The organism is Shewanella sp. GJ50-10, assembly GCF_055808815.1.
Genome location: NZ_JBVVSS010000001.1, coordinates 150,052 through 168,487 on the forward strand (window position 1 = coordinate 150,052; position 18,436 = coordinate 168,487).

3 protein-coding genes are annotated in these 18,436 nt (G+C 44.7%); all 3 read right to left on the bottom strand.

Annotated elements, in window-relative coordinates; all coding sequences use genetic code 11:
• Positions 1-37: 37 nt before the first annotated feature.
• The 3 genes from AC0L4E_RS00605 to AC0L4E_RS00615 all read right to left on the bottom strand — a co-directional run bounded on the left by AC0L4E_RS00605 (position 38) and on the right by AC0L4E_RS00615 (position 18,409).
• Entirely contained in the window at positions 38-1,420 is a 1,383-nt protein-coding gene (locus tag AC0L4E_RS00605; RefSeq protein WP_473677549.1) for an HlyD family type I secretion periplasmic adaptor subunit, read from the bottom strand.
• Entirely contained in the window at positions 1,413-3,593 is a 2,181-nt protein-coding gene (locus AC0L4E_RS00610; protein WP_473677550.1) for a type I secretion system permease/ATPase, read from the bottom strand. The genes AC0L4E_RS00605 and AC0L4E_RS00610 overlap by 8 nt, the downstream gene beginning before the upstream one ends.
• Before the next feature lie 89 nt (positions 3,594-3,682).
• Positions 3,683-18,409 carry an Ig-like domain-containing protein gene (locus tag AC0L4E_RS00615; protein ID WP_473677551.1) on the bottom strand — a complete coding sequence of 4,909 codons (14,727 nt, stop codon included), beginning with the start codon at positions 18,407-18,409 and terminating at the stop codon, positions 3,683-3,685.
• Between the last annotated feature and the right edge of the window lie 27 nt (positions 18,410-18,436).

Below are 18,436 nucleotides of genomic sequence, written 5' to 3' on the forward strand. Positions count from 1 at the left end.
TGTTGATATTCATGTAAAAAACCCTCCCGGTTTTTTGCTAATTCTCTCTAAGTGCTGTCTCTTTTGCCCGTAATATCGGGTTCAATATATACTCAAGGATAGTTCTTTTTCCGGTAATAACGTCCACAGAAGTGAGCATTCCCGGAATAATTGGCATCTTTGTGCCATCATTTTTTACTAAATTTGATTCAGCAGTTCGAACACGAATCGTGTAAAAACTGTTTCCTTCTTCATCTTGGCTTGTATCAGCACTAATATGCTCAACCGTACCTTTCAGTCCACCATAACGAGTGAAGTCGTAAGCCGTTACCTTAACAATAGCAGGTAAACCAGGGTGTAAGAATGCGATGTCTTGAGGGGTTATTTTTGTTTCGATCAGTAGCTGGTCTTCTGATGGAACTATCTCAATAATTTCTTCACCAGGCTGAACAACACCACCTAGAGTATTAATATGTAGTGTTTTTATGGTGCCGTTAACAGGGGACGTAATAACGGATTTGTTAATTTTATCGAAAGCACCGATCTGTGCTTGATTCATTCTTGATAGCTTAGTCTGCATTTCATTTAAACTGGCACGCAAATCGGCCGCATAGACAAAGACAGCTTCACGTCGTTTTAGGATAGCCTCATCCATTGAAGCTTTTAGCTTTGGACGAAGCAGGCGCATGGTTTTTAGCTCGCCTTGTATATCATTGACAGTTCGCTCAAGTTTTAATAATTCCACTTCAGGCACAATGCCTTTTTGCGCTAAAGGCTTGGTTAGCTCGAGCTCTCGTGAGATTAATTGGAAGCTTTTACTCAGAGTAGCAATTTTTGAGGTGAGCTCTTCTGTTTCTTGTTGACGTTGTTGGATTTGGCGAACGAGTATTTCGAGTTGGTTACTTAAGTTGTCTAATCGACCTGAATATTCTTCTTGTTGGTTTTTTACTAAGGCAGGCTCTTGCTGAATAATTTCATCTGAAAAAATTAGAGGTTGTTTGGTTATTTTGACTTGTTCTCGCCAGTTTGATGACATGTCCGAAATCACGATACTATCGAGTTCTGTGCGCATACGGATCACATTAGTTTGTAGACTATAGACTTCTTGTTCTTGTTGGGCGAAATCAGAACGAAAACGAATATCGTCAATTTTAACCAAAGGCTGATCTTTAGTAACAATCATGCCTTCTTGAATATATATTTCTTGCAACACACCGCCATCAAGGCTGTCGATTAGTTGGATCTGCGATGATGGAATAACCTTGCCCATGCCAGATGTCACTTGATCTAATTCAGAAAAATAAGACCAAATAAAAAAGCAAATCACCATTGCGGCAAGTGACCAAATAATCAAACTATGTCCACGGGGCGCATCAGTCATCATTGCGCCATAAACGTCATCAACCATGTCTAAGTCATGGCTTGTTAATTTATTACTCACGAGGGCGACCTCCTGTGAGTAAACCATTATTGAGCTTATCAATAATTTTGTCTTTAGGGCCATCAGCAACGATATGACCTCTATCAAGCACAATAATACGATCGACTAAACGTAATAAATGCATCTTATGGGTGATGAGTAATAAAGTGCGGTCTTTAGTGACATGTTCCATTGAGCGAATAAATTGCTTTTCTGCTCTAGCATCGAGACTTGCTGTAGGCTCATCCATTAATAAAACCGGCGGGTCGTTAAGGGTTGCACGGGCGAGGGCAACAGTTTGACGTTGCCCACGACTTAACGACAGCCCACCTTCACCAACTTGCTGGTCAAGTCCTTCCGATTCAAGATTGGTAAACATGCTTACGCCAGATAGTTGTACAGCACGTATTAGCTGATGTTCAGTCACTTGACGAGTGCCGAATAAAATATTGTCTTTGATTGAGCCATGAAATAAGGTGACATCTTGTGGTAAGTAACCAAAATTACTGCGTAAATCACTTGGGTGGATTTGCCCAGCATCTAAGCCGTCATAACGAAGACTACCTTGAGTAGGTTTGTATAACCCCACAAGTAGTTTGGCCAAGGTACTTTTACCTGAACCATTTCGACCAATAATTGCTACTCTTTCACCGGGATTGATACGAATAGATAATGGGTGTAGAACGGGCCTTTCTGCCTCAGGAAAGCTAAATGCGACGTTATCAGCATCAATTTTGCCATGTAAGCGCTGCTTACTAACTAGGTTGCCTTTATTCTCAAACTCTTCCTCTTGGTTCATGACTTCATCAAGCTGACGCAAAGAGCTGGCGGTCTGATTTCCGCGAGTGATTAAACCGGCAAGTTGTGCCATAGGTGAAATTGCACGGCTTGAAAGCATTACAGCTGCAATAATTCCGCCCATAGATATTTCATTTTCTGCGACGCGATATACGCCTAAAATAACCACACAAACCACTGTTAGTTGAACTATAAAATTAGCGAGATTACTCACAGCGTTTGACAGCTTTTTAGACTTAAGTTGCCAGTTAGCTGTGTGGCCGATCATTTGTTGCCAGCTTTTTTGAACAAGTCCTTCGGCACCATTGGCTTTAATTGATTCAAGGGCCGTTAAGCTTTCAATTAAGTGTCCATGTTTGAGGCTAGAAAATCGATTACTTTCTTCAATTGCAGCTTTTAGCTTTGGCTGAATATATAAAGTAAAACCAATGATAATAATGCCGCCTATAACTGGAATAATGGCTAAGTCACCTGCGACAATATAAATGATGGCGACAAAAAGTAATGCGAAAGGTAAATCTACTAAGGTGGTGATTGTCGCTGAAGTGAGAATTTCTCGAATACTATCGAATTCACTTAGTTGACGAGCCATACCCCCGACACTTGGTGAGCGTTTGGACAGTGGTATACCGATTGCCTTAGCAAACAATTTTGAGGACACAATAATATCGACTTTTTTACCCGCAACATCAATGAGGTAACTTCGTAATTGTCGGAGAATTAAGTCAAATAAATATGCTATTCCTGCACCAATTGCTAGAACCCAAAGAGATTCAAAGGCTAGATTGGGCACCACTTTGTCATAGACATTCATGATGAATAGTGGTGAAACAAGAGCGAATAAGTTAACCAAGACAGATGCGATTAAGGCATCACGATATATAGGGGCTGAGTCTTTAATACTCTGAAGCAACCAATGGGTAGTGTTATCGTGAATGTGGACATCAAAGCTATTATCCCCACGAAACTCTTGTTTAATTAAAAACAGATAACCTACATAGAGAGTCTCTAATTCCTCTATCATTAGCGTTTCCTGACCGCCACTTTCAGGAAGTTGGATTACTGCTTTATCAGCATCGATATCGATACTGCGAAGAATGCAGGCTTTTTTGTCTTTTAACAACAAAATACAAGGCAATAAAATCTCTGATATTTGATTGAGATCTTTACGGGTTAATTTAGCAGATAACCCACCTCTGGAAGCTGCTTGAGGCAATAATTCTGGTGTGATCACAGCGCTAGTCAAAGGTAACCCTGCCGCAAGAGAATCGCTTGAGCAAGGGGAACCAAAGTGTTCAGTCATTAATACTAAACAATCAAGTAATGGGTCGACCGTGGTACGTTGAGAGGCCGAAATAGTCCACTGCTCTTGATTATCAGAGACGGTTGCTGGCACGTATTACTTATCCTTTGTAATTATAATTATGTTAAAAACAATGGGTTGACGCTATTATATTACTACAAAGCGTCAACAAATTGTTGTATTTAAGGAATAATATTACCATCTGGTACATTTTCTAACGGGTCTATAGCTGCGACATTCTGTGCTGGTGTTGCATCTGTAGCATCGACGATTAAGGCACCATCATCCAATAATCCATTGATAATCACACCGTCATCATTGCTGTTGTAAACATCAGTTAAATCAACACCGTCTAATACAATCTGCTGATCGAATGACCCATCTTTATCTATATCGATGTTAATAGAAGTACTGCCACTGTCTTCACTAAAGCTTATGTATTGAGATAAGTCATTTAATGAGTCAATTTGCAAAATATCACTAAGATCTAGCTTATCTTCTATATGATTAAAGTCAGTAACATGGTCTGTTGAGATTGTATTATTAAGCGATCCAGTGCTCCAAACAAAGTTATCAGCGCCTTCACCACCCGTCATGGTGTCACTACCCAGCCCACCAATAAGCGTGTCATCCCCTGTGCCACCAATTAGAGTGTCATTGCCGCCTTGGCCAAATAGGATGTCATTGCCGACTCCTCCTGTAAGGTTATCTGCTCCATCATCTGTATTAGCGACATCAAAATAAGAAGGGTTTGCAGTGATAAATGCGTGTATATCTTGCACTGACACGTCATTAGCATCGACTTGTGTTTTCTGAGCTACTAAGTTTTGTAGTGCAGTTATGCCTTGACCGTTTATACCGCTGAATTCGACTAAATCACCAAAAATAATGTCATTACCTAGTCCACCAGAAGCTTGGTCCGCACCTTGTAATAATGCTGACTCTTGACCGAGTATTACATCGGCAAGATTATCGACACTGATGTTAGTTCTAACTTGCCCGTCGGTATCGTAGCTAATTATATCCTGCTCATTAATAGAATCTTTTATTCCGACAGCTTCAACTTCGGATAAACCACTCAGAAGAGCAAATGCATCTTGGGGTGAACCTGGTTCATTATGCTTACCATCTGTGATGAAATAAGTCAGGTTATTGCCAGAGTTACTAGTGACATCATCACTGTTAAACCAACTTACTGCAGAGTTAAAGGCGTCGACGTAATCGGTTCTTCCACCATTTGTAATAGCGTTCCAAGCAGCATTATCACCATTGATTAAAGCGTCGATATCTAAATCAAGGATATCAAAATCTAAGCTGATGACAGCTGAAGTAGAAAAATCAATTACCGCGATATTGACCGTTCCAGAATTCGTACCTGAAGCGGCAGTTACAAGTGTTTTAAATACTTCTATTAACTGCTCTTTAGCGGTGGCTACAGTTGATGCCCCCATACTGCCTGATGAATCCAGAATAAAGGCAATATTGTAGTTTTCACCTTGCACTATTTGTATGCCAGATGTGTCACTGACAATAATGTCGTGGTTATCAGTACCGTTAAGCACATTATCACCGTGACTACCGTCCATATAACTGTAGTCTCTATCAGGTAATATATCGAAGTAGACAGTTGCGGTATCAGTTAATCCTTCAGGATCTTGTATAGTATATGAATAGCTAGCAGGGCCGGTGTAGCCCGTTGTTGGTGTAAAGGTCACATTGCCATCTGCATCAAGTGCGACAGTTCCGTTTTCAGCGTTACCAACACTTATTATTGTCAATGAATCACCGTCAGGATCAGAGTCATTTGCAATGATAGAGTCAGCAGTAAATGTATATGGTGTATCTTCTAGTACTGTTACTTCATTGGTAATAACTTGATCACCTAAAGGTGTATAGCTACCGATTTGTTGGTTTGCATCATTAAATTCACCAAGTTCAATATCTAGTTGATAGGCGCCACCTTGGTCCCAATAGATTATTTCTATTGAATGAGCTCCAGGATCTGTAATATCAAAGTAAATATGTCCGTTCTCGCCTGGGTAGCGAGTGCTAGATGATTGATTGCGTGATACTTCTGCAACAACGACACCATCAATGACAACAGAATAACCATCATCAGCAGTGACTTTTAAACCATACCTTCCGGCATCTAGTTCTATAAAGCCTTGCATGTGCAGTATGGCATCAGAGCTATCATCAGGATCTGTACTTAAACTAGCCGCATCGTCACCAAGGAATTCTTGGAGACTCGTACCTGTTCCTAGATTGCCATTACCCAATGCGTAATTCAGTGTGGTTGCAATAAATGTAGCGTCTGCTTCATTGTTATTAATAAATCTACGGACTTGATTTACATTGGATAAATTACCGCCATCAGAAGGATCACTGTAGCTGAAATATTGACTATATAATCCAACGCCAAAATAATCATCGGTGGCAACTGGTGCCTCATTGGTATTGGTTAGTTCAATATTAACAACTGCTGAATCGGTAAGATTACTTTCATCAGTCACTAACACATTTAGTATATGGTTAGTTGTGCCACCGGTATCAATATCTTGATTTAGTGTAATTTCTCCAGTTGCTGCATTGATAGTAAACAGTCCATTATCTTGAGAACCATCTGCAAAGCTGTAATGAAGAGTTCCTTCCAAATCAATATCATGGGCGGTGACTGAGCCCACAAGGGTTCCCGAGTCTAAGTTACTAGCACTGAATGAGAAATTATAAACATCTTGATTGGCAGCTGAAATATCCGTATCTGAGCCAGATAGGAATTCTGGTGCAAAGTTATGATCAGCAATATTCATGGTTACACTGGATTCAACCGACTGACCTGAACTATCGGTAGCGATAACTTGAATACCAGTGATTGATAAATTATCTACATCAATGTTATGTGGTAGCTTACCGAGTAATTCGGCATCTAGGACGACAGCACCTTGTTGCCCTGCGGAGATCGAGTTCCAATCTAATGTTAATTTCAGCAGGTCTCCACGACCATTCATTGAGCCGATTAATACACCATTCTCAAGTCGCCAGTCTATTGGTTGGCGAATATCTGAAACAGTAATATTGTCAATATTGCCAAAACTAAAGTTGTTTACCTCATTATCACCGGCTTTAAACAATAGAGTTTCAGAATCGCTATCAGTGGAGTTAGAAAGAAGATTTGCTTCATTCAAACTTGCAAATGCGTAAGGTGTTACAGCTAAAAGAGCTGAAGGAGCGTCAAGGGTTATATTGAAGTCGTTATCACTATCTACGTCTCCATCGCTGTCGATAATATCAACATTGAAACCAAGATCTGAACCTGAAGTGACTGTGGTAATTGTTTCAGTATTAATCGTCTTGAGGTTAAAATCATTACCATCAGCGGTTGAGAGCTCAATTAAGTTGATATCAACAAAATCAGAACCTAGTAAGAAAGTTGCAAAGTCTGTGCTACTTCCTATAAATGTTTCTTGGATTGAAACACCATTAGAATCAAAACCTGAAACAAAGAAAGTGGCTGAGCCAGCATAATTACTGCCATTATTATTACTAAGCGTTAATGTTAAATTATTAGTAACCGGCTCGCTAAACGTTAATATCAGTGTTTCACCTGCACTTATATCTTTTCCTGATCCGATTCCGATACCATTTGGACTGGTATTTACATTCTCAACTTCACCATTAGGACCTGTTGCGGTTATCGAGCACTTAACCACATCATCTGCACCAACTTCACCGACTACTTCACCTTGAAGCAAGATAAATAAGTCTTCATCGTTACCGCCAGGGATATTGCCAGTTAAATTCGCATTGGTTGTGATCACTTCTGTTATCGGTTGTTTCAAATCTAGTTCATATTCACCAGAGTTGGGATCAACAGTTAACGTAAATACCAGAGATTGATTTGCTCCTACTGAACCATATTCAGAAGAAGTATCACTGGTGTAAGCAATTAACACATCAGGGTTTTCAGGATCTACATAATAGTAAATAGTTTCGCCACCAGTCGTAATACCAGAATCAGCAAAGTAATTTTCTGAACCTGCTACATTGCTCCAACCTGTTACGTTTCCTGTTAAATCAGCTGAATAATCGGTGTCAGCGCCTTGAACATCAATCTGACCAAAGCTAGTTCCAATAGAGTTGGTGGTTGTTAGATCGTCTACATTCGCTTCAGGTGCATCATCTTCAATAACAACATTAAAGTTGCCATTTGTTGTACTTCCGTTGCCATCATCAACATTAACCCCAAAGTTTACAGACAAGTTATCTTCTGTTGTTCCATCTGGATGTGTTACAGGAGCTAAAAGCGTGACATCGTAACTCCAATCCCCTGAAGAGTTTCCTGCTGGAGCTGTGAGTACTACTGACATAACTTCTAGGTAAGAGCTCTCACTCGGAGTGCCTATATAACCCGTTAGCGTATTTGTATCAGCGTCCCAAGACCATTGAACTGTTTCACCGTTAGCTATGAGTGCTATTGATGGGCCTGATAGAGAGACAGTAAGAATGTCGTTATCAAGATCTTCTATGGTGATTATCCCGCTGGCATTGACAGAATCAGTTGTATCAGTATTACCTGTAGTATCTGCTACACCGCCAGCCAAGCCTTCTTCAGAGACTCGAGAGTTAGTTGTTGCTGTGATAGAAACGTCTTCATTGAGGTTATTTTCAGACAGAGTGATGGTGGCATCGGTGGTGGCACCAGCGCCGTCGGTCATGGTAACTAAGTAGTCACCGGTGTTTGTGCCTTGCTCAAAGTCATTCACCTCTGAGGCAACCCCTGCAGCAGTGATGGTGATAACGCCAGTGCTACTGATACTGTAGAAGCCATCTTCACTGGTGGCGCTTAAGGTGCCGTCCGTATGTTGGAACTGGTAGTTAACCACACCGTCATCATCTGAGCCGACAAGGGTGGCGACTGTAGCGCCAGCGTCCTGATTTTCATCGTAATTAAAGGTTTGGTTTTCAAAGCTACCGTCTTCATCGAGGTTGTTTTCAGACAAGGTGATGGTGGCATCGGTGGTAGCACCAGCGCCGTCGGTCATGGTAACTAAGTAGTCACCGGTGTTTGTGCCTTGCTCAAAGTCATTCACCTCTGAGGCAACCCCTGCAGCAGTGATGGTGATAACGCCAGTGCTACTGATACTGTAGAAGCCATCTTCACTGGTGGCGCTTAAGGTACCGTCCGTATGTTGGAACTGGTAGTTAACCACACCGTCATCATCTGAGCCGACAAGGGTGGCGACTGTAGCGCCAGCGTCCTGATTTTCATCGTAATTAAAGGTTTGGTTTTCAAAGCTACCGTCTTCATCGAGGTTGTTTTCAGACAAGGTGATGGTGGCATCGGTGGTGGCACCAGCGCCGTCGGTCATGGTGACTAAGTAGTCGCCAGAGTTCGGGGCTTGCTCAAAGTCATTCACCTCTGAGGCGACGCCCGCGGCAGTAATGGTGATCACGCCAGTGCTACTGATACTGTAGAAGCCATCTTCACTGGTAGCGCTTAAGGTGCCGTCCGTATGTTGGAATTGGTAGTTAACCACACCGTCATCATCTGAGCCGACAAGGGTGGCGACTGTAGCGCCAGCGTCCTGATTTTCATCGTAATTAAAGGTTTGGTTGGCAAAGCTACCATCTTCATCGAGGTTGTTTTCAGACAAGGTAATGGTGGCATTCGTGGTGGCACCAGCGCCGTCGGTCATGGTGACTAAGTAGTCGCCAGAGTTCGGGGCTTGCTCAAAGTCATTCACCTCTGAGGCGACGCCCGCGGCAGTAATGGTGATCACGCCAGTGCTACTGATACTGTAGAAGCCATCTTCACTGGTGGCGCTTAAGGTGCCGTCCGTATGTTGGAACTGGTAGTTAACCACACCGTCATCATCTGAGCCGACAAGGGTGGCGACTGTAGCGCCAGCGTCCTGATTTTCATCGTAATTAAAGGTTTGGTTTTCAAAGCTACCAGCTTCATCGAGGTTGTTTTCAGACAAGGTGACGGTGGCATCGGTGGTAGCACCAGCGCCGTCGGTCATGGTAACTAAGTAGTCGCCAGAGTTCGGGGCTTGCTCAAAGTCATTCACCTCTGAGGCAACCCCTGCAGCAGTGATGGTGATAACGCCAGTGCTACTGATACTGTAGAAGCCATCTTCACTGGTGGCGCTTAAGGTGCCGTCCGTATGTTGGAACTGGTAGTTAACCACACCGTCATCATCTGAGCCGACAAGGGTGGCGACTGTAGCGCCAGCGTCCTGATTTTCATCGTAATTAAAGGTTTGGTTTTCAAAGCTACCAGCTTCATCGAGGTTGTTTTCAGACAAGGTGATGGTGGCATCGGTGGTAGCACCAGCGCCGTCGGTCATGGTAACTAAGTAGTCGCCAGAGTTCGGGGCTTGCTCAAAGTCATTCACCTCTGAGGCAACCCCTGCAGCAGTGATGGTGATAACGCCAGTGCTACTGATACTGTAGAAGCCATCTTCACTGGTGGCGCTTAAGGTACCGTCCGTATGTTGGAACTGGTAGTTAACCACACCGTCATCATCTGAGCCGACAAGGGTGGCGACTGTAGCGCCAGCGTCCTGATTTTCATCGTAATTAAAGGTTTGGTTTTCAAAGCTACCAGCTTCATCGAGGTTGTTTTCAGACAAGGTGATGGTGGCATCGGTGGTAGCACCAGCGCCGTCGGTCATGGTAACTAAGTAGTCGCCAGAGTTCGGGGCTTGCTCAAAGTCATTCACCTCTGAGGCGACGCCCGCGGCAGTAATGGTGATCACGCCAGTGCTACTGATACTGTAGAAGCCATCTTCACTGGTAGCGCTTAAGGTGCCGTCCGTATGTTGGAACTGGTAGTTAACCACACCGTCATTATCTGAGCCGACAAGGGTGGCGACTGTAGCGCCAGCATCCTGATTTTCATCGTAATTAAAGGTTTGGTTAGCAAAGCTACCATCTTCATCGAGGTTGTTTTCAGACAAGGTGATGGTGGCATCGGTGGTGGTGCCCGCGCCGTCGGTCATGGTGACTAAGTAGTCGCCAGAGTTCGGGGCTTGCTCAAAGTCATTCACCTCTGAGGCGACGCCCGCGGCAGTAATGGTGATCACGCCAGTGCTACTGATACTGTAGAAGCCATCTTCACTGGTAGCGCTTAAGGTGCCGTCCGTATGTTGGAACTGGTAGTTAACCACACCGTCATTATCTGAGCCGACAAGGGTGGCGACTGTAGCGCCAGCGTCCTGATTTTCATCGTAATTAAAGGTTTGGTTAGCAAAGCTACCATCTTCATCGAGGTTGTTTTCAGACAAGGTGATGGTGGCATTCGTGGTGGTGCCCGCGCCGTCGGTCATGGTGACTAAGTAGTCGCCAGAGTTCGGGGCTTGCTCAAAGTCATTCACCTCTGAGGCAACCCCTGCAGCAGTGATGGTGATAACGCCAGTGCTACTGATACTGTAGAAGCCATCTTCACTGGTGGCGCTTAAGGTGCCGTCCGTATGTTGGAACTGGTAGTTAACCACACCGTCATTATCTGAGCCGACAAGGGTGGCGACTGTAGCGCCAGCGTCCTGATTTTCATCGTAATTAAAGGTTTGGTTGGCAAAGCTACCATCTTCATCGAGGTTGTTTTCAGACAAGGTGATGGTGGCATTCGTGGTGGCACCAGCGCCGTCGGTCATGGTGACTAAGTAGTCGCCAGAGTTCGGGGCTTGCTCAAAGTCATTCACCTCTGAGGCGACGCCCGCGGCAGTAATGGTGATCACGCCAGTGCTACTGATACTGTAGAAGCCATCTTCACTGGTAGCGCTTAAGGTGCCGTCCGTATGTTGGAACTGGTAGTTAACCACACCGTCATCATCTGAGCCGTCAAGGGTGGCGACTGTAGCGCCAGCGTCCTGATTTTCATCGTAATTAAAGGTTTGGTTGGCAAAGCTACCATCTTCATCGAGGTTGTTTTCAGACAAGGTGATGGTGGCATTCGTGGTGGCACCAGCGCCGTCGGTCATGGTGACTAAGTAGTCGCCAGAGTTCGGGGCTTGCTCAAAGTCATTCACCTCTGAGGCGACGCCCGCGGCAGTAATGGTGATCACGCCAGTGCTACTGATACTGTAGAAGCCATCTTCACTGGTAGCGCTTAAGGTGCCGTCCGTATGTTGGAACTGGTAGTTAACCACACCGTCATCATCTGAGCCGACAAGGGTGGCGACTGTAGCGCCAGCGTCCTGATTTTCATCGTAATTAAAGGTTTGGTTTTCAAAGCTACCAGCTTCATCGAGGTTGTTTTCAGACAAGGTGACGGTGGCATCGGTGGTAGCACCAGCGCCGTCGGTCATGGTAACTAAGTAGTCGCCAGAGTTCGGGGCTTGCTCAAAGTCATTCACCTCTGAGGCAACCCCTGCAGCAGTGATGGTGATAACGCCAGTGCTACTGATACTGTAGAAGCCATCTTCACTGGTGGCGCTTAAGGTGCCGTCCGTATGTTGGAACTGGTAGTTAACCACACCGTCATCATCTGAGCCGACAAGGGTGGCGACTGTAGCGCCAGCGTCCTGATTTTCATCGTAATTAAAGGTTTGGTTTTCAAAGCTACCAGCTTCATCGAGGTTGTTTTCAGACAAGGTGATGGTGGCATCGGTGGTAGCACCAGCGCCGTCGGTCATGGTAACTAAGTAGTCACCGGTGTTTGTGCCTTGCTCAAAGTCATTCACCTCTGAGGCAACCCCTGCAGCAGTGATGGTGATAACGCCAGTGCTACTGATACTGTAGAAGCCATCTTCACTGGTGGCGCTTAAGGTACCGTCCGTATGTTGGAACTGGTAGTTAACCACACCGTCATCATCTGAGCCGACAAGGGTGGCGACTGTAGCGCCAGCGTCCTGATTTTCATCGTAATTAAAGGTTTGGTTTTCAAAGCTACCGTCTTCATCGAGGTTGTTTTCAGACAAGGTGATGGTGGCATCGGTGGTGGCACCAGCGCCGTCGGTCATGGTGACTAAGTAGTCGCCAGAGTTCGGGGCTTGCTCAAAGTCATTCACCTCTGAGGCGACGCCCGCGGCAGTAATGGTGATCACGCCAGTGCTACTGATACTGTAGAAGCCATCTTCACTGGTGGCGCTTAAGGTGCCGTCCGTATGTTGGAACTGGTAGTTAACCACACCGTCATTATCTGAGCCGACAAGGGTGGCGACTGTAGCGCCAGCGTCCTGATTTTCATCGTAATTAAAGGTTTGGTTAGCAAAGCTACCATCTTCATCGAGGTTGTTTTCAGACAAGGTGATGGTGGCATCGGTGGTGGTGCCCGCGCCGTCGGTCATGGTGACTAAGTAGTCGCCAGAGTTCGGGGCTTGCTCAAAGTCATTCACCTCTGAGGCGACGCCCGCGGCAGTAATGGTGATCACGCCAGTGCTACTGATACTGTAGAAGCCATCTTCACTGGTAGCGCTTAAGGTGCCGTCCGTATGTTGGAACTGGTAGTTAACCACACCGTCATTATCTGAGCCGACAAGGGTGGCGACTGTAGCGCCAGCGTCCTGATTTTCATCGTAATTAAAGGTTTGGTTGGCAAAGCTACCATCTTCATCGAGGTTGTTTTCAGACAAGGTGATGGTGGCATCGGTGGTGGCACCAGCGCCGTCGGTCATGGTAACTAAGTAGTCACCGGTGTTTGTGCCTTGCTCAAAGTCATTCACCTCTGAGGCAACCCCTGCAGCAGTGATGGTGATAACGCCAGTGCTACTGATACTGTAGAAGCCATCTTCACTGGTGGCGCTTAAGGTGCCGTCCGTATGTTGGAACTGGTAGTTAACCACACCGTCATTATCTGAGCCGACAAGGGTGGCGACTGTAGCGCCAGCGTCCTGATTTTCATCGTAATTAAAGGTTTGGTTTTCAAAGCTACCACCTTCATCGAGGTTGTTTTCAGACAAGGTGATGGTGGCATCGGTGGTAGCACCAGCGCCGTCGGTCATGGTGACTAAGTAGTCACCGGTGTTTGTGCCTTGCTCAAAGTCATTCACCTCTGAGGCAACCCCTGCAGCAGTAATGGTGATAACGCCAGTGCTACTGATACTGTAGAAGCCATCTTCACTGGTGGCGCTTAAGGTGCCGTCCGTATGTTGGAACTGGTAGTTAACCACACCGTCATCATCTGAGCCGACAAGGGTGGCGACTGTAGCGCCAGCGTCCTGATTTTCATCGTAATTAAAGGTTTGGTTTTCAAAGCTACCACCTTCATCGAGGTTGTTTTCAGACAAGGTGATGGTGGCATCGGTGGTAGCACCAGCGCCGTCGGTCATGGTGATGAGGTAATCGCCAGAGTTAGGTGCACTCTCAAAATCATTGGCTGCTGAAGCGACCCCAGCTGCGGTGATGGTGATAACGCCATTGCTGTCGATTTTAAAGAAGCCATCGGCGCTGGTGTCAGTGCCTGTGTCAGTGAAGACAAAGCTGGTGATCCCATCTAAATCCGTGGCGTCAACAGTGGCAATTTCAGCCCCCTCAACTTGGTTCTCATCGTAGTTGAAGCTTTGATCTGCAAAGCTACCGTCTTCATCGAGGTTATTTTCAGACAGAGTGATGGTGGCATTCGTGGTGGTGCCCGCGCCATCAGTCATGGTGATGAGGTAATCGCCAGAGTTAGGTGCACTCTCAAAATCATTGGCTGCTGAAGCGACCCCAGCTGCGGTGATGGTGATAACGCCATTGCTGTCGATTTTAAAGAAGCCATCGGCGCTGGTGTCAGTGCCTGTGTCAGTGAAGACAAAGCTGGTGATCCCATCTAAATCCGTGGCGTCGACAGTGGCAATTTCAGCCCCCTCAACTTGGTTCTCATCGTAGTTGAAGCTTTGATCTGCAAAGTCGCTTGGGTCATCAACTGGGGTGACTTCAATGGTTAAGGTCGCCGTTGAGCCGGTGTTGGTGGTGTATGTGATCACCGGTACGTTACCGTTCCAGTTTTCATTTGGTGTGAAAGTGTAACTTCCATCTTCATTGATAATGAGGCTGCCACCATCAAGTTGCACTTCTGTGCCTGCAACAATGGTTTGACCGTCGACTTCATAGCTGGCAACAGTTAAATCGTTATCCACATCACCGTCATTATCCAGTACGTTACCAGTGGCAGGGGTGTCTTCAGCGACCGTGTTGGTGTCGTTCACTAATACCGATGCATCATCAACCGGGGTGACTTCAATGGTTAAGGTCGCCGTTGAGCCGGTGTTGGTGGTGTATGTGATCACCGGTACGTTACCGTTCCAGTTTTCATTTGGTGTGAAAGTGTAGCTGCCGTCTTCATTGATAATGAGGCTGCCACCATCAAGTTGCACTTCTGTGCCTGCAACAATGGTTTGACCGTCGACTTCATAGCTGGCAACAGTTAAATCGTTATCCACATCACCGTCATTATCCAGTACGTTACCAGTGGCAGGGGTGTCTTCAGCGACCGTGTTGGTGTCGTTCACTAATACCGATGCATCATCAACCGGGGTGACTTCAATGGTTAAGGTCGCCGTTGAGCCAGTGTTGGTGGTGTATGTGATCACCGGTACGTTACCGTTCCAGTTTTCATTTGGAGTAAAGGTATAGGTGCCGTTTTCATTTAAGACCAAGCTGCCGCCTTCGACAGACACGGTATCGCCCGCATCATGAATGGTGGCATCGCCAGCCACAGTGAAGCTGGCCACGGTTAAGGTATTATCCACATCACCGTCATTATCCAGTACGTTACCAGTGGCAGGGGTGTCTTCGGCGACCGTGTTGGTATCGTTCACTAATACCGATGCATCATCAACTGGGGTGACTTCAATGGTTAAGGTTGCCGTTGAGCCCGTATTGGTGGTGTATGTGATCACCGGTACGTTACCGTTCCAGTTTTCATTTGGTGTGAAAGTGTAGCTGCCGTCTTCATTGATAATGAGGCTGCCACCATCAAGTTGCACTTCTGTGCCTGCAACAATGGTTTGACCGTCGACTTCATAGCTGACAACAGTTAAATCGCTATCCACATCACCGTCATTATCCAGTACGTTACCGGTGGCGGGTGTGTCTTCGGCGACCGTGTTGGTATCGTTCACTAATACCGATGCATCATCAACTGGGGTGACTTCAATGGTTAAAGTCGCCGTTGAGCCGGTGTTGGTGGTGTATGTGATCACCGGTACGTTACCGTTCCAGTTTTCATTAGGTGTAAATGAGTAATTGCCTTGAGCATCTATAAGTAGCACGCCATCTTCTAATGTTACTGACGTACCAGCTGAGTATGTTTCGCCATTAACTTCGAAACTAACAACAGTGAGTGTGTCGTCGGTATCGGAATCATTCGATAATACATTACCCTCTGCCACAGTATCCTCAGCAACAGTGATGCTGTCGTTTACTGCAATTGTAGGAATATCATAATCTTCGTTAGCTGTTGCTGTTCCTTTTGCCCCATCAGCTCCGTATCCATAAACAATGCCGTCAATAACTGTGTCTTCATCGTTTACAAGATCAGCAGCATTAACTTCAACGGAGAATGTACCGTCAGATTGCATAATTGCTTGGTATTCCTGACCATTAATAGTCAGCATGATAATACCTGTTGTTATGGATGCATCTGCAGTCACGGTACCTGTAATGGTAACCATACCCGTGCTTTCATCTGGAGTAAGTATGTTATCTCCAGTGACAGGATCGATATCTAAAGAGATAGCGGTGTTATCAGGTGAATCATTATCATAAATACGTAATGTGGCTTGAGTATCACCAAGTAATGCATTGATCGGGTTAGATAAATTGATTAAAGCGAATTCAGGGCTATCTTCAATGATTAAATCATCGACAATTGGCACTGTGATATATGCAGTTGTTTCACCAGGCAAGAATGTAACGGTACCGCTGACATTAATAAAATCCTCACCGAATAAAGCGGTTAATTGTTCAGAGCTATATTCAAGCGTGACGGTTTCCGTACTTGGTTCACTTAAGGTTAACGTGAATAAGGCAAACTCCATTCCCTCGACAACAACCGCATAATCAATATCTATGACAGGTAAGTCGCTTCCTTCAGCATCGTTATCAAATATTGCAAACTCTAACTCTTCATCATAGACATTTTCACCTGACACAACGGCATTAAAATATTCTGTAGGTTCAATGAAGGCATCATCAAAAATTGGGACGCGTATAAGAATACTATTGTTACCAGCTTCAAGATTGAAACTGAATATTGGTCTTGCTAAATTGCCACTTGTATCTAACCCACCTACTGTCATTGTCTGCCAAGTGAGGCCGCCGTCATTAGAGTATTCAAGCGGAACTAAATAATCATCTGCGTACTCGGCTATTGGATAGCCAAGCTGCTCACTGAGTAATTCACTGGTGAACGTAATAAACAACTCTTGGTCAGTTTCAAAGGTGAGTTCACTGTTTAATGTGAATTGATTAAAACCAACATCCTCGAAAACATCAGGTATGTCTGCGGATAAATGAGATTTATATTGATCTTGCGTGGCAGAAGTGACATCCCTGAAGACGGTCCAATCTTCTACGCGGTAATCAATACTTAACCCTTCCAGATCGTATTGAGTTATACCTTCATTCAAGATAATGACATAATTGCCATCGCCTAAATCTTGCAAGGTACCAATATCTTCAAATGCTGCACTGAGGCGTACATTACTTACTAATAAGTTTTGATCGATCACCTGCTGACCAACGGCGCCTTCAAGTAAATCATTAGCCGAAAAAGTAATCTGGCCATCTAATTCGTTGTAGTTATATGTAATTAACCCACCTGGAACATCAAGAGTATCAACTGTACGTTCATCGTGGGCATCTGGTGCTCTGTCGCCGGCAATATCGTCAATGGTATCTGCAACATGCTCCATCGCAATTGTTTCAAACAAGTTTTGCTCATTCTCTTGTCGTTCAGTTTCACGGGTAAAAATAATTCCAAGTTCAGCAAGTACTTGAGAGAGCATTTCTTTACCAGCGGTGGCAAGGTTAAGGGGCTGGCCAGTGGTAGGGTCTATGTAGTTTGCCAAGGCTTCATGGACTGAAAGTAATATATTGATATTTGTGGCGTAACTTCCATCAATATTGATTAAGCTATTAGTATTGAGAATGCCATCGTTAACACCATCAGTAAGATCGTTGTCCAAGGCTTGTAAGAAAATAGCCATATTCTCAACGTAATTCATATTGGTGTCTGACAATAAGGTTCCAGCAATATCTTGCAAGAATAAAATCTCACCTTGAATAACATCTGCACTGAAAGTGGCAATGGTAACGCCACCGATCATAAAAGTAATTGTGTCACCTGGTAAGTAAGCGAAAGAACCCGGAGAACCAAAGTCTCCAGTAAAACCAGACAAACCAGAAGAAGTGGTAAACGAGACACCATTAACAAAATTATCGGTAAATTGAGCAATGTTAAAATTGTTGTTATTTAATGCATTAACGCCTTCATCACCTAAAGATAAGCTGGCTGTTAATGTTTCTGTTGCCTCAAATGAAGTATCAAATCCTGCTGCTGCGATAGTTTCAGAACCTTCACGTGCAAGGGAAACATAGTCACTACCACCTTCATTACCTGATGTTTCACCAGCTGCAGTTTCAGGTAGTTGTTCAGTAGGATCTTCGCCAGATAAAATTAAAGCTTGGAGGGCTTCAATTTCAGATAACTCCTCAGAAGTCATATCTGTTGAAAATTGAGCAATAGAATCGTCTGTTGTATTTACATCTAATTGTTCACTATCTAACGAGTCACCGTTTAATACAGTACCGTCGTCAAAAGTGACAACAAATGCTAAATCGCTCGCAAATTGGAGTTCAGCTCCTGCAGGAATTTGATTTCCTGGGAGTATATTCTTGGATTGGCCATTTATTGTGAGGGTGATCTCACCGTTAGCCGAAGTCAAAACACCATTTTTAGTCGTTACAACAGAACTCATATTTAGCTCCAAAACCCTAATCAACAC